The 13,795-nt window shown below is 75.3% G+C and carries 13 protein-coding genes; 6 read left to right on the top strand and 7 right to left on the bottom strand.

Going from position 1 to position 13,795, the window contains the following annotated elements; all coding sequences use genetic code 11:
* The first annotated feature begins 63 nt into the window (after positions 1–63).
* On the top strand, positions 64–714 hold the full coding sequence (locus OU787_RS29840) for a TetR/AcrR family transcriptional regulator (RefSeq protein WP_268661240.1): 651 nt from the start codon (positions 64–66) through the stop codon (positions 712–714).
* A gap of 303 nt (positions 715–1,017) precedes the next feature.
* Here OU787_RS29840 and OU787_RS29835 read toward each other — a convergent pair whose 3' ends face one another.
* Complete coding sequence (locus OU787_RS29835; RefSeq protein WP_030463306.1) at positions 1,018–1,506, bottom strand: DIP1984 family protein; 489 nt, start codon at positions 1,504–1,506, stop codon at positions 1,018–1,020.
* A 176-nt stretch (positions 1,507–1,682) separates the two neighbouring features.
* On the opposite strand from OU787_RS29835, the gene OU787_RS29830 reads away from it, so the two are divergent.
* Entirely contained in the window at positions 1,683–2,588 is a 906-nt protein-coding gene (locus OU787_RS29830; protein WP_268661239.1) for a serine hydrolase, read from the top strand.
* A 67-nt stretch (positions 2,589–2,655) separates the two neighbouring features.
* Here OU787_RS29830 and OU787_RS29825 read toward each other — a convergent pair whose 3' ends face one another.
* Positions 2,656–3,306: a TetR/AcrR family transcriptional regulator gene (locus OU787_RS29825; protein WP_268661238.1), complete on the bottom strand. Its 651-nt coding sequence runs from the start codon at positions 3,304–3,306 to the stop codon at positions 2,656–2,658.
* A 76-nt stretch (positions 3,307–3,382) separates the two neighbouring features.
* On the opposite strand from OU787_RS29825, the gene OU787_RS29820 reads away from it, so the two are divergent.
* On the top strand, positions 3,383–4,069 hold the full coding sequence (locus tag OU787_RS29820; RefSeq protein WP_327059432.1) for a peroxiredoxin-like family protein: 687 nt from the start codon (positions 3,383–3,385) through the stop codon (positions 4,067–4,069).
* 19 nt (positions 4,070–4,088) lie between these two features.
* On the opposite strand, the gene OU787_RS29815 is transcribed toward OU787_RS29820, so the two are convergent.
* The 4 genes from OU787_RS29815 to OU787_RS29800 form a co-directional block, all read right to left on the bottom strand.
* Positions 4,089–5,882 carry a proline--tRNA ligase gene (locus tag OU787_RS29815; RefSeq protein WP_268661237.1) on the bottom strand — a complete coding sequence of 598 codons (1,794 nt, stop codon included), beginning with the start codon at positions 5,880–5,882 and terminating at the stop codon, positions 4,089–4,091.
* Positions 5,883–5,965: 83 nt separating this feature from the next.
* The gene (locus OU787_RS29810) at positions 5,966–6,595 is read right to left on the bottom strand and encodes a bifunctional 4-hydroxy-2-oxoglutarate aldolase/2-dehydro-3-deoxy-phosphogluconate aldolase (RefSeq protein WP_268661236.1); all 630 of its coding nucleotides are present in this window, start codon (positions 6,593–6,595) and stop codon (positions 5,966–5,968) included.
* Positions 6,596–6,676: 81 nt separating this feature from the next.
* Positions 6,677–8,353 (bottom strand): N-acyl-D-amino-acid deacylase family protein, encoded by a 1,677-nt coding sequence (locus OU787_RS29805; RefSeq protein ID WP_268661235.1) that lies wholly within the window; start codon positions 8,351–8,353, stop codon positions 6,677–6,679.
* A complete protein-coding gene (locus tag OU787_RS29800) occupies positions 8,353–9,864 on the bottom strand; it encodes an alanine racemase (protein WP_268661234.1) in 1,512 nt (503 codons plus the stop codon). Before OU787_RS29800 ends, OU787_RS29805 begins: the two co-directional genes overlap by 1 nt.
* Positions 9,865–10,112: 248 nt before the next feature.
* On the opposite strand from OU787_RS29800, the gene OU787_RS29795 reads away from it, so the two are divergent.
* From OU787_RS29795 to OU787_RS29785, 3 genes are all read left to right on the top strand, one after another.
* Positions 10,113–11,210: a sugar kinase gene (locus tag OU787_RS29795; RefSeq protein ID WP_268661233.1), complete on the top strand. Its 1,098-nt coding sequence runs from the start codon at positions 10,113–10,115 to the stop codon at positions 11,208–11,210.
* A gap of 129 nt (positions 11,211–11,339) precedes the next feature.
* Positions 11,340–12,098, top strand: coding sequence for an IclR family transcriptional regulator (locus tag OU787_RS29790; RefSeq protein WP_123561321.1), 759 nt, complete (start codon positions 11,340–11,342; stop codon positions 12,096–12,098).
* Between the two features lie 32 nt (positions 12,099–12,130).
* Entirely contained in the window at positions 12,131–12,541 is a 411-nt protein-coding gene (locus OU787_RS29785; RefSeq protein WP_030463315.1) for a RidA family protein, read from the top strand.
* Here the strand turns inward: OU787_RS29785 and OU787_RS29780 are convergent.
* Positions 12,531–13,640 (bottom strand): cobalt-precorrin-5B (C(1))-methyltransferase, encoded by a 1,110-nt coding sequence (locus tag OU787_RS29780; protein WP_035957060.1) that lies wholly within the window; start codon positions 13,638–13,640, stop codon positions 12,531–12,533. The two genes, OU787_RS29785 and OU787_RS29780, sit on opposite strands and share 11 nt — an antisense overlap.
* Positions 13,641–13,795: the final 155 nt, after the last annotated feature.

Genomic DNA, 13,795 nt, shown 5'->3' with positions numbered 1-13,795 from the left:
CGAGTGCAAAAGTGCAACGACTCAACTTTTGAATCGAGTGAACCCGACAGGTAGGATGCCCTCATGCCCGACACCCCACCGCCGCCTCCGCCTCCGAGCCCCGCACCCCCACCGCCACCCCCGCCGAGCCCCGCGCCTCCGGGGCGGCGTGAGCGCAAGAAGGCCGCCACCCGCCAGGCCATCGCCGACGCCGCGCTGCGCCTGTTCCTGGAACGCGGCTACGACGACGTCGGCATCCGCGAGATCGCGGACGCCGCGGACGTCTCCACCACCACGCTGTTCAAGCACTTCCCGGTCAAGGAGGCGCTGGTCTTCGACGAGGAGGCCGACCTGGAGGCCGACCTGCTCGCCGCCGTGCGCGAGCGTCCCCCCGGCCGGTCCATCCCGGCCGCCCTGTGCGACCACGCCCTGCGCCACCGCCGGGCCGCCGGCGACGGCGATCCCCGTTTCGCGGCCTTCACCGCCCTGGTGGACTCCGTCCCGGCCCTGCGCGACTACCAGCAGGCCATGTGGCTGCGCCACACCGCCGCGCTCGCCGCGGTGATCGCCGAGCAGAGCGGCCGTCCCGCCGACGATCCCGCCTGCACCGCCCTGGCCCACTTCGCCCTTGAGGCACCCCGGGCCGCCCGGGCCGCCCGGGCTCACGAGGACGTCCGCGGGGCCGTGATCCGCGCCTTCGACCTCCTCGACCGGGGCTGGAGCGGCCTCGGCTGAGGCACCCGCCCAGGTGCCGCGCGGGCGCGGGGGCCCATGAGTGTGGCGCGAGGGCCGTGCCGGTGGGCACGGCCCTCGCGCCGGGTGTGGGCTCCCCGTTCCCGCCCTCGTCGCCCGGATCTGCACGTGGTGGTGAACTGTGCATGGTGCACGGTCACTTGTGCGTGGTGCTGAGCTGCACTGTTGACGGGGAGTCGAACCCCTGCGTTGCTCTTCACGCACCAAGGGCCGGATGAACCGCCGGCCGCGGTGTGTGCACGCCTCCGCTGCGACTACCTGCTCCCACACCCGGTTCGCGGGGGATCAGCCGTCGGCCGTCCCGTCCTCGATCAGGTCGATCTCCCAGTTGGTGCGCTGGATCAGGGTGTCCACCTCGCGGATCTCCTTGGCCAACAGATCGGCGCGGGAGCGGAGTTCGGCGACCGGCAGGGCGGGCAGCATCCGGAGCTCGGAGCGCAGTTGCCGCACCGAGCCGCGCTGGTCCTGTCCGGCGGCGGCGTCGGCGGCGGCGCTGGTCACCGCGTGGCGCAGCCGCAGGACGTCCCGGCGGGCGAGCGCGTCGGTGAGGGTGCCGCCGCCTTCGACGCGGGTGGCGGAGTTGGTGCGGTTGATCCGGCGGATCAGCTCCTCCAGTTCGTCCAGCACCTCGCCGGTCCGGGCCAGCACCTCCGCCGCGTTCTCGGCGGGTTCCTCGCCCTCCTGGTAGCGGGCGCTGCCGACGACGCGCGCCCGCAACTGCTCGACCTGCCGCATCGCGGCCGTGCGCTGCGCGAGCGCCTCCGCCAGTTTCACCGCGTCCTCGCCATCGTCGCCGCCTGCCCACCTGCCGGTCCGTCCGGAGACCTTCCGGCGCGGGTGCGGCCGCTGTGCGCACCGCCGCCCGACGGCATGCTACCGGGGGCCGCGCCGGGAACCGGGCGCGGGCCCGGGACCGGCTGCGGCCGGAGGGGGCTGGCAGGATGGGCGCCATGACGGACGACATCCCGGAGATCTTCGAACGGGCGGGCTGCGAAGGCGCGTTGTGCGTCCGGCCGCTGGAGGGCGACGCCGAGGTGGGGTTGCGGGCCGACGCACCGGTGGTCCCGGCCTCGGTGTTCAAGGTCCAGGTCGCCCTGGAGGTGGAGACCGCGTTCGCCGAGGGTCGGTTGGATCCGCGCGAGCGGGTGACGCTGCGCGCCGCCGACCGCACGCCGGGGCCGGTCGGGCTCTCGCTCTTCGAGGACGACGCGGTGCTCTCCTGGCGGGACCTGGCGGTCCTGATGCTCACCATCAGCGACAATCCGAGCACCGACGCGCTGCTGCGCCGGGTCGGCGTCGACGCGCTCAACGCGACGGCGGCGCGGCTCGGACTGACCGGGACCGTCGTCGAGTCCGACCTGCGGACCATGCTCGACTCGATCGGCGAGGACCTCGGCCGGGCCGGCTGGGAGGACGCCGTGGCGTGGGCGGCGGGCGCCTCGGCGGACGAACTCGCCCGGGCCGACGAGCAGTTGCCGTCCGCCCGGGCCCTGGATCCGGCTCGGGGGACCCGCACCACTCCCCGCGACATGGCCGACCTGCTGCGGCTGATCTGGACCGACCGGGCGGGGCCGGCCGCCGCGTGCGGGCGGGTGCGGGACGTGATGGCCAGGCAGTTGACCCGGCACCGGATCGCGGGCGGGTTCCGTCCGCCGGTGCGGGTCGCGGCCAAGAGCGGGAGCCTGCTGGGCGTGGTCCGCAACGAGATCGGCGTGGTGTCCTACCCGGACGGCCGCCGGTACGCCGCCGCCGTCTTCACCCGGTCCCGGCCCGGCGCGGACGAGGCCGCGATCAGCCGCGCCATCGGCGCCGCCACCGCGCGGGCCGTCACCACCCTGCGGGAGGCCGGCGTCTGAGCCCCGCCACGGCCGCGCCTGACCGGGCCCGGTCAGGTCAGGTCAGGTCAGGTCAGGTCAGGTCAGGTCAGGTCAGGCCGAGGCCGTCCAGGACGGTGCGGGCGCCGTCGGTGAAGGCGTGGGCGGGGTCGGTGGCGGCGCGGGCGGCCAGGGCGGCGGAGAGCAGCGGGAAGGTCTCGGGGACGAGCGGGCCGGCAGGGGCGGTTCCGGTCGCGGTGGCGGTCGCGGTGGCGGTCGCGGTGGCGGCAGCGGCCTGGTGCTCGAGTTCGAGTTCGCCGATCACGTAGGAGACCAGGGCGTGCAGGGCCGCGGCGCGCTGTGGTGCGTCGAGTCCGGCGTCGGCCAGGGCTTCCAGGAGCTGTTCGCGCCAGCGCAGCGCGGGCAGGCAGCTGCTGTGGTGCCGGACGGCGAGCGGGAGGATGCCGGGGTGGGCGCCGACGGCTTCGCGCATGAGGTCCAGCAGGGTGAGCAGTCGGGCCCGCGGGGAGGGCGCCGCGGGTGCGCGGGTGGCGCGGTCGAGGACGGGGCCGAGGGCGAGGTCGACGACCAGGCACTCGAGTTCCTCGCGGTCCTCGACGTAGCGGTAGAGGGCCATGGTGCGGCGGTCGAGTTCGGCGGCGACGGTGCGCATGGAGAGGGCGGGCAGGCCGTCGCGGTCGATCACGGCGAGGGCGGCGGCGGCGATCTGGCGGGTGGTCAGGGAGCGTGGGCGGGGCACGGGTTGACAGCGTACGGCATACGCCTACAGTTTTGGCGTACGGTCTACACCTACGAGGAGCCCCCGAGGAGCCCGCGTGTCCCGACTCCGGACCGGCACCACCGCACCTGCCCTCCCCGCCACCGACGCCGCCGGCGCGCCGCTGCCGCCGGTGCCCCCGGACGGCCTGACGCACCTGCAGTTCCGCCGCTTCGCGGGCTGCCCGATCTGCAACCTGCACCTGCGCGGCTTCGCCGTCCGCCACCCCGAACTGCGCGCGGCGGGGGTCCGGGAGGTGGTCGCGTTCCACTCCCCCGCCGACGAACTGCGCCCGTACGCCGACGGGTTGCCGTTCCCGCTGCTGGCCGACCCGGAGCGGCGGCTGTACCGCGCGTACGGGGTCGAGCGCGGGGCGCGGGCGCTGCTCGACCCCCGGGTGTGGCCGTCGATCGTGCTGGGGGTGCTCAGCGGCGTGCCGCAGGTGCTGCGCGGCCGGGAGCGGCTGCCGTCGGCCCGTCCGTCGGGCGGCCGGCTGGGCCTGCCGGCCGATTTCCTGATCGCCGCGGACGGGCGGCTGCTCGCCGCCCACTACGGCACCCACGCGGCCGACCACTGGCCGGTGGACCGGGTCCTCGCCCTGGCCGCCGAACACCGCCCGGCCCCGACCCCGACCCCGGACCCGACCTCGGCCCCCGCCCCCGCCCCCACACCCGCACCCGCACCCGCACCCGCAGCAGCCCCGACCCCCGCGGCGGCTCCGGGCCCGGCCGCCCTGCCCGACTGATCCCCCGGTTCGGTCCCCGTCAGCCCGCGAGGGGCGCGACGGCTGCCCGGACCAGGGCGGTCACGTGGGCGGCGGCCTCCGCCACCGGCACCTGGACGGTCTCGCCGGTGGCCCGGGTGGTGACCTCGACGACGCCGTCCTTCAGGCCGCGCGGGCCGACGGTGATCCGGTAGGGGATGCCGACCAGTTCGATGTCGGCGAACTTGACGCCGGGCCGCTCGTCCCGGTCGTCCAGCACCACGTCGATGCGCTCGGCACGCAGCCGGCCGTACAGGTCGTCGACCACGGCGGCGGTCTGCTCGTCGGCCTTGCCGATCGGGACGACGGCGACCTCGAAGGGGGCGACGGCGACGGGCCAGGCGATGCCCTTCTCGTCGTGGTGGGTCTCGACGATGGCGGCGATGGCCCGTTCGATGCCGATGCCGTAGCTGCCCATGATCGGCTTGACGGCCGCGCCGTCCTGGCCGAGCACGGTGACGTCCAGCGCCTCGGTGTACTTGCGGCCGAGCTTGAAGATGTGGCCGACCTCGACCGTCCGGACCACCTCCAGGGCTTCGCCGCACTGCACGCAGGGCTCGCCGGCCCGGACTTCGCGCAGGTCCGCCCAGCGGGTGACGGCGATGTCCCGGGCGACGTCGACGCCGCGCAGGTGGACGCCGTCCTGGTTGGCACCGGTGGTCATGCCGGTACGGCCGGCCAGGGCGTGGTCGGCCAGCACGGTGAGGCCGGTGCCGTCGGTGCCGCCGGTGCCGCCGGTGCCGCCGGTGCCGTCAGCGCTGCCGGTGACGCCGGTGACACCGGCGACGCCGACCGCGCCGAGGCTGCCGGGCAGGGCGCCGAGCAGGCCCTTGATCTCGTCGGCGTCGGCGGGGCGGACCGTGCGGGCCCCGGTGGCGTCGAGGAGCTTCTGCTCGACCAGGCTGTGGTCGCCGCGCACCAGGGCGAGCAGCGGGCGGCCGTCGGCGACCAGCACCAGGGTCTTGATCTGCTGTTCGGCGGGGACGCCGTGCAGCCGGGCCAGTTCCTCGATGGTGCGGGCCTCGGGGGTGTCGAAGCGCTCGGGGGCGGCGAGCGCTTCGCCGTCCGCCGCGGCGGGCAGCGCGGAGTCGGCCTTCTCGACGTTGGCCGCGTAGCGGCAGGCGGGGCAGTGCACGACCAGGTCCTCGCCGGCCGGGGTGGGCGACATGAACTCGACCGACGCCGAGCCGCCCATGCTGCCGCTGGACGCCTGGACGGGGATGGCGGGGATGCCGACGCGGGCGAAGATCCGGGTGTAGGCGGCGTGGTGCAGGTCGAAGGAGCGGTCCAGGCCGGCCTGGTCGAGGTCGAAGCTGTAGGAGTCCTTCATGGTGAACTCGCGCACCCGCAGCAGGCCGCTCTTGGGGCGCGGCTCGTCGCGGAACTTGGTCTGGAACTGGTACCACATCTGCGGGAGCTGGCGGTACGAGGAGAGTTCCTGGGCGAGGGTGGTGAAGATCTCCTCGTGCGTCATGCCGAGGGCCAGGTCCGCGCCCTTGCGGTCCTTGAGCCGGAACATCTCCTCGCCCATGCCCTCCCAGCGGCCGGTGCGCTGCCAGATCTCGGCGGGGTGCACGGCGGGCAGGATCCACTCCTGCGAGCCGATCCGCGCCATCTCCTCGCGCACCACGTCGACGATCTTGCCGCGCACCCGCACCGCCATCGGCAGCAGCGAGTAGTGCCCGGCCATCAGCTGCCGCACGAACCCGGCCCGCACCAGCAGCCGGTGGCTCGCCGCGTCGGCGTCCGCCGGGTCTTCGCGCAGCGTGGGGACGTACAACTGTGACCAGCGCATGGGAGTGTCTTCCTGCTCGGGAACCGGGGTCGAATCGTATGCCAGGACGCCCCGGCCGCCGGGCCGCCTGCCCCGGCCCCCGTTCAGCCGAGCGAGGCGGTGAACTCCTTGGCGCGGCGGGTGATGTCGGCCCAGTCGCCGTCCGCGACGGCCCGGGGCGGGACGACGTCGGTGCCGGCGCAGACGGCGAGGGCGCCGTGGTCGAGGAAGGCCCTGGCGTTGCCGGCGTTGACGCCGCCGGAGGCGACCAGCGGGACGTCGGGGTAGGGGCCGCGCAGGTCCTTGAAGTAGCCGGGGCCGAACGCCTTGGCGGGGAAGATCTTGACGGCGGCGGCGCCGAGGTCGACGGCGTCGGCGACCTCGCTGGGGGTGAGCGCGCCCATCACGACCGGGACTCCGGCTTCGCGGGCGACGTCGGCGACGGCGGGGCGCAGGCCGGGGGTGACCAGGAAGCCGGCGCCGGCGGCGATCCCGGCCCGGGCCTGGTCGGCGGTGAGGACGGTGCCGACGCCGATCCGGCAGCCGGCCCCGGCGGCGCGGGCCAGGTGGCGGGTGACGTCGGGGGTGGTGAAGGTGAGTTCGGTCCAGGCGATGCCGCCTTCGGCGAGCGCCTCGCAGAGCGCGACCGCGTCGGGTATCACGGGGGCGCGCACCACGGCGATCACCGGCTGCCGCGCCAACGCCGCCCGCAGTTCGGCCGTTTCGGTTCCCATCCTGGCAACTCCTCTTCACACGTGAATCATTCGAATTGGCAATGCGGAACCAGCGGTAGCCGCAAGGAAATTGACGGCCCGTCAGCCGATCGCGCGGACCTTCCGGTCGGCGCCGCGCCGCAGGGCGCGGCCGGCCAGGTCGCCGGTGGGCTTGCCGTCGGTGAGCGCGGGGACGCCGTTGACCAGGACGTGCCGGATGCCTTCGGCGGGCTGCCGGGGGTGGTCGAAGGTGGCGGTGTCGCGGACGGTGTCGGGGTCGAACAGGACCAGGTCGGCGTGGTGGCCGGGGCGGACCAGGCCGCGCCGGTCGAGGCCGAGGCGGCGGGCGGGGCGGCCGGTCATCCGGGCGACGGCCTGTTCGAGCGTGAGGACGCCCAACTCGCGGCTGTAGCGGGCCAGGTAGCGGGGGAAGGTGCCCCAGGCGCGGGGGTGCGGGCGGGCGCCGACCAGCAGTCCGTCGCTGCCGACGGTGTGCGCGGGGTGGCGCATGATGGCGCGGACGTTCTCCTCGTGGCCGACGTGCTGGAGGATGGTGGTGCCGAGCTGGTCGGCGCGCAGCAGGCCGAGGAAGACCTCGGTGCCGGTGCGGCCCTGGGCGGCGGCGAGTTCGGAGATCCGCTTGCCGACGACGGCGGACAGCTCACTGTGCCGGACGCCGGAGACCTGGATGGTGTCCCAGTCGGTGACGACGCCGTGGCAGCCGTCGCTGCCGTGTTCCTCGACGTCGGCGCGGATGCGCTCGCGGGCGGCGGGGTCGGCGAGCCGGGCGAGGGTGGCTTCGGGGCCGCCCTCGGTGGACCAACTGGGCAGCAGGGCGGCCAGGGTGGTGGAGCCGGGCAGGTAGGGGTAGCTGTCGAGGGTGAGGTCGACGCCGTCGGCGAGGGCGGCGTCGACCAGGTCGAGGAACTGTCCGGCGCGGCCCTCGTTGACGCCGAAGTTCATGGTGGCGTGGGTGAGGTGCAGCGGGCAGCCGGAGCGCCGGGAGATCTCCACCATCTCCGCGTAGCCCTCCAACGCGCCCGCGCCGTAGGAGCGTTGGTGGGGGGCGTGGAAGCCGCCGCGGGCGGCGACGGTGGTGCACAGGGCGACGAGTTCGGCGGTGTCGGCGTACATGCCGGGGGTGTAGGTGAGCCCGGTGGACATGCCGACCGCGCCGTCCGCCAGCGACTGGTCCAACAGCTGCTGCATCCGGGCGAGTTCGGGCCCGGTGGGGGGACGGTTGTCCCAGCCCATGGCGAGCATCCGGACGGTGCCGTGCGGGACGAGGTAGCAGGTGTTGACGGCGACCCCCGAGCCGGAGCCGGTGTCGAGGCGGTCGAGGTACTGGGCGACGGTGCGCCAGTTCCAGTCGAAGTCCTCGTCGGCGGGGTCGCCGTTCCAGCCGGCGAGTTGGCGGCGCAGCGCGGCGAGGGTGGTGTCGTCGGCGGGGGCGTAGGAGAGGCCGTCCTGGCCGAGGACTTCGAGGGTGACGCCCTGGGTGATCCGGGAGGGGTGGTCGGGTTCGAGGAGCAGCCGCAGGTCGGAGTGGGCGTGCATGTCGATGAAGCCGGGGGCGAGGACGAGTCCGTCGGCGTCGATCGTCCGACGGCCCGTCAGGCGGTGTCCGGCCGGGCGAGGGCCGGTCCGGCCGGTCCGGTCGATCCGGTCGATCCGGTCGATCTGGTCGATCCGGCCGTCGGTGACGGTGACGTCGGCGCGGTAGCGGTCGGCGCCGGTGCCGTCGACGACGGTGGCGGCGCGCAGCAGCAGGTCGGCCATCAGAAGTACGTCCGGACCAGGTCGACGACGCGGGGGTGGTCGGTGTCGGCGTGGTCGAGGACGGGGATGAGGCTCCACTTGTCGAAGGCGGTGCAGGGGTGGGAGAGGCCCAGGCGCAGTACGGCGCCGACGGGGGCGGCGGGTCCGGCGCCGCGCAGGAAGGCGTGCTGGTCGTTGAGGGCGGTGACGGTGGCGCCGGTCAACGGGCCGGTGCCGCGGACGAGTTGGGGTTCGGGCAGGCCCTCGTCGAACGGGAGGTCGCGCTTTCCGGCGTCGAGCAGGGCGAGTTCGGGTTCGGGGTGGGAGACGACCCGGGCCCAGCCGTGCATGGCGGAGCGCAGCGGGGTGGCGTCGGAAGTGCGGGAGAGCGGGGAGATGCCTCGGTAGAAGCCGTCGTCGTGGGCGAGGTAGGCGCCGGCCCGGACGACGACGACGGTGCCGGGGACCTGCCGGGTGAGCGGGGTCAACTCCTGGGCGACGGTGTCGAAGTAGGCGCTGCCGCCGGCGGTGACCACGGGGGTGGCGGTGGGGTAGTCGGGGGCGAGGCGGCGGTGCAGGTCGGCGAGGTCGGCGAGGTAGCCGCGGACGGCGGCGAGGGCGGGGTCGGAGGCGTCGTGGGCGAGGGCGCCCTCGTAGCCGCCGACGCCGGCCAGGCGCAGGGTGGGGGCGGCGAGGACGGCGGCGGCGACCTCGAGGGCGGCGGGGACGCCGCGGGCGCCGGTGCGGCCGCCGGGGCCGCCGAGTTCGACCAGGACCTCGACGGGGCGGCGGGCTCCGGCGGCGCGCAGGGCGGCGTCCATCTGCCGGACGCTGTCGGCGGAGTCGACCCAGGAGGTGAAGGCGAAGCCGGGGTCGCGGTCGAGTTCGGCGGCGATCCAGGCGAGTCCGGCGGGGTCGAGCAGGGTGTTGGCGAGCAGCAGGCGCTGGACGCCGAAGGCGCGGGCGACGCGCAGCTGCGGGAGGTTGGCGAGGGTGATGGCGTGGGCACCGGCGGCGAGTTGGGCCTGCCAGAGGGCGGGGGCCATGGTGGTCTTGCCGTGCGGGGCGAGCAGCACGCCGGCGTCGCGGCACCAGGCGGCCATGGTGTGCAGGTTGTGGTCGAGGGCGGCGGCGTCGAGGGTGAGCAGGGGGGTGCCGAGGCCGTCGAGGGTGGGGCGGGTGGCGAGCCAGTCGCGGACGGTGCGTCCGTGGGCGGCGGCGGGGACGGCCTTGAAGCGGAAGTCGAGCGTCTCGTCGGCGAGGGCGGCGACGGCGGCGGTGTCGAGGCCGGGGCCGGACGCGGGGTCGGCGAAGTGCCGCGGGCCGCCGGGGGCGCTGTGCTGCGGGCCGCCGGCGAAGTGCCGCGGGCCGCCGGGGGCGCTGTGCTGCCCGGTGCCCGGCTGTTCCGACCGCCGCCCCGACGACCACTCTGCCGGCCGCTCCGACGGCCGCTCCGACGACAAGCCCGACGACGGCTCCGACGGCCGCTCCGGCCGCCCTTCCGCGTCCGCCCGGTCCACCGTTTCGCCCATCGCCGTGCCTCCGTTCGCAACCCCGACCCACCTGCGAGCTGGGGAGTTGCAACATGCGCAACCTCTATTGCGTATGTTGGTGATACGGTTCTAGCATTCACGCCGGACGGCGGTCAACGGACCGCGACGCGGCCCGTCCACCCCTCCCACCAGGCACGCAGCACCGGGGCTCACCGCCGAGCGCCGGGCCGCGCGGGCGCCGGGCGGTGGGAGCGGGGCACGGGCCCGAGGGTGAGGGAGCGGGTTTGATGGCGGATCAAGGCGGTGCGGCGGCTGCCGCCCGGGCGGTGTGCCTGGGCGAGTCGATGGCGGTGCTGCTGCCCGACCGGCCGGGGCCGTTCGAGGCCGTCGGCGCGTTCCGCCCCTCGGTGGGGGGAGCCGAGTCGAACGTGGCGGCGGCGCTGGCCGCGCTGGGCGTGCCGACGGCGTGGATCAGCCGGGTCGGCGCGGACGGCTTCGGCCGCCGGCTGACCGGCGACCTCGCGGCGGCGGGCGTGGACGTGTCGGCCGTCGCGGTCGACCCGCACCGCCCCACCGGCGTGTACCTGAAGGAGACCGGCGGCTCCGGCCTGCCGCACGACCTCGGCCCGGGCCGCTCCCGCCTGCACTACTACCGCACCGGTTCGGCGGCCTCGGCCCTCTCCCCCGCACTGCTGGACGACCCGGCGGCCGCCGCGCTGCTGGACGCCGCGCCGCTGCTGCACCTGACGGGCATCACGCCCGCGCTGTCGGACGACTGCCTGGCCCTGGTGCGCGCCCTGCTGGCCCGCCGCCGCCCGGGCCGGCTGGTCTCCTTCGACCTGAACTGGCGCCCGGCGCTGTGGCGCCGGCGCGACCCGGCGGTGCTGCCGGAACTGCTGGACGCCGCGGACGTACTGCTGCTCGGCGCGGACGAGGCGCAGGACGCGTTCGGCGCGGGCGACCCGCAGGCGCTGCGCCGCCGCTTCCCCTCGCCCGCGACGCTGGTGGTCAAGGACTCCGGGCACCTGGTCACCGCGCTGGACCGGGACGGCAGCTCGGTCACCGAACCGGCGCTGCGCGTCGAGGTGGTGGAGCCGACCGGCGCGGGCGACGCGTTCGCGGCCGGCTACCTGGCGGGCACCCTGCGCGGCCTGGACCAGCGCTCCCGGCTGCGGCTGGGCCACCTGGCGGCGGCCGGCGCCCTGACCGCGCCCACCGACCACGGCACCCTGCCGGACGCCCGGACGGTGGCCGCGCTGCTGGCCGCCGACGAGCGGGACTGGGCGGCGACCCGGGTCCGCGCGTCCGGCATCGACTCCCCCGTCCTGCCCGCGCCCGTCCCGCCCGCCCCGGACCCCGTCCCCGATCCCGTCCCCGTCCGTTGAAGCACGTCGCCCGAAGCCCCGGTCCGAACCACCTGCCCTGAAGCACCCGACCCGAAGCACTCGACCTGAAGCACTCGACCCGAAGCACCCCGCCACTCCCGGCACCCTCGAAGAACCCTCGGGACACCCATGAGCCAGACCGTCACCCGCGCCCTGCGCCTGCTCGCCGAACTCGGCGAGGGCGAACGCTCCCTCGACCAGTTGGCCGACCTGATCGGCGTGCACAAGACCACCGTGCTGCGGCTGCTGCAGAGCCTGGAGGAGGAGCGCTTCGTCCACCGCGACGCCCAGTACCGCTACCACCTCGGCGCGGGCCTGTTCGCGCTGTCCAGCCTCGCCCTGGAGCAGCGCGGCATCCGCCGCACCGCCGCACCGCACCTCGCCGAGCTGAACGCGGCGACCGGCCAGACCGTGCACCTGGCCGCGTACGAGGGCGGCGAGGTGGTGTACATCGACAAGTACGACTCGCGGCACCCGGTGCGGATGTACTCGCGGATCGGGCTGCGCGCGGCGCTGCACAACACGGCGGTGGCGAAGGTGCTGCTGGCCGACCTGTCGCCGACCGAGCGGCGCCGGGTGGTGGACGGCATCGAGTTCACCGTGCACACCCCGAACACGATCACCAGTCCGCACGCGCTGCTGGCCGAGCTGGACCAGGTCGGCGCGCAGGGCTGGGCGCAGGACCACGCCGAGCACGAGGCGTTCATCAACTGCGTGGCCGCGCCGATCCGGGACGCCTCGGGCCGGGTGGTGGCCGCCGCGTCGATCTCCGTGCCGGACGTGGTCCTCCCGTACGAGCAGGTGCTCGACCTGCTGCCCCAACTGCTCGCCTGCACCCGGGCGATCTCCGCCGACGCGGGCCTGCCGGTCCGCGGCACCGTTCACTGACGAACCGTCAACACCCCTATGGAGCAATGCACATGAGCGACAAGATCGAGGTCCGTACCGACGGCGCGCCCGCCCCGGCCTGGATGTTCTCCCAGGGCGTGCGCAAGGGCCCGATCCTGCAGGTGTCCGGCCAGGGCCCGCAGGACCCGGCGACCGGCGAGTACCTGTACCACGGCGACGTGAAGGCGCAGACCCGGCGCACGCTGGAGAACGTGAAGGCGATCGTCGAGGCGGGCGGCGCGAGCATCGAGGACGTGGTGATGTTCCGCGTCTACCTGACCAAGCGGGCCGACTTCCCGCTGATGAACGAGGTGTACGCCCAGTTCATCGAGGAGAACGTCGCGCCGGGCGGCGTGAAGCCCTGCCGCACCACCGTCTTCGTCGAACTCCCGCAGGAGCCGATGCTGGTGGAGATCGACGCCCAGGCCGTCGTCACCTCCTGACCCCGGTCCCCGCCGGGCCGGCGGGGGCGGCCCGGCCGACGATCGTGCCCGCGCGGTCGATGCAGATCACGTCGACCGCGACGGGCGCGCCGAGCAGCACGCCGAGCGCGGTGGCGCGGGCCCGTTCGGCCACCAGGTCGCCGAGCGGGACGCCCGCCGCCGCGCACGACTGCAGCGCCTCCAGGGCGGTGTTGGCGGCGGCGACCCGCGCCACCAGCTCCGCGTCCGCGCCGCCCTCCGCGGCCAGCGCGGCCAGGTAGCCCTTGTCGACCTGGGAGCGGCCGGAGTGCAGGTCGAGGTGCCCGGCGGCGAGCTTGGAGAGCTTGGCGAAGCCGCCGCAGACCGTCAGCCGCGGCACCGGGTGGCGGCGCAGGTACTTCAGGACGGCGCCCGCGAAGTCGCCCATGTCGAGCAGCGCGTCCTCGGGCAGGCCGTACTCGGTGACCACCACCTTCTCCGAGGTCGAGCCGGTCGCGCCCGCGACGTGGGTGCGCCCGGCGGCCCGGGCCACGTCGATGCCGCGGCGGATCGACTCGATCCACGCCGAGCACGAGTACGGGACGACCACGCCGGTGGTGCCGAGGATGGACAGGCCGCCGAGGATGCCCAGCCGCGGGTTCCAGGTGTGCCGGGCGAGCTCCTCGCCGTGGTCGACGGAGAGTTCCACCTCCACGTCGCCGGTGCCCCCGAACCGGGCCGCCACCTCGGCGACCACCTCGCGGATCAGCTGCCGGGGCACCGGGTTGACGGCCGGCTCGCCGACCGCCAGCGGCAGGCCCGGCTTGGTGACCGTCCCCACCCCGGGCCCGGCCCGGAACACCACGCCGCTGCCCGCCGGGCCGATCCGCACGGTGGAGCGCACCAGCGCGCCGTGCGTCACGTCCGGGTCGTCGCCCGCGTCCTTCACCACCCCGGCACTGGCCCGGCCCTCGCCCAACTCCTCGACCGCCAGCGCGAACCCGGGCTGCTCGCCCCTCGGCAGCGTGATCACCACCGGGTCGGGGAAGCCCCCGCCGAGCAGCGCCGTGTACGCGGCCTTGGTCGCCGCGGTCGCGCACGCCCCCGTCGTCCACCCGGGCCGCAGCCCGCTGCTGCGCAACTGCCCCTTGCGCCCGCCGACACCCCCGCCCGCACCCTCACCGACCGCAGCCCCGCCACCGCCGCCGCCGCCACCGGCCGCAACCCCATCACCGACACCCCCGCCGACCGCAGCAGCACCACCGCCGCTGCCGCCCTGCGCCTCGTCGCCGCTCA

This window comes from Kitasatospora sp. YST-16 (genome assembly GCF_026802215.1).
Classification (GTDB): Bacteria; Actinomycetota; Actinomycetes; order Streptomycetales; family Streptomycetaceae; genus Kitasatospora; species Kitasatospora cineracea.
The sequence above is the reverse complement of the archived record's forward strand: the minus strand, read 5'-3'. Positions and strand labels throughout refer to the sequence as shown.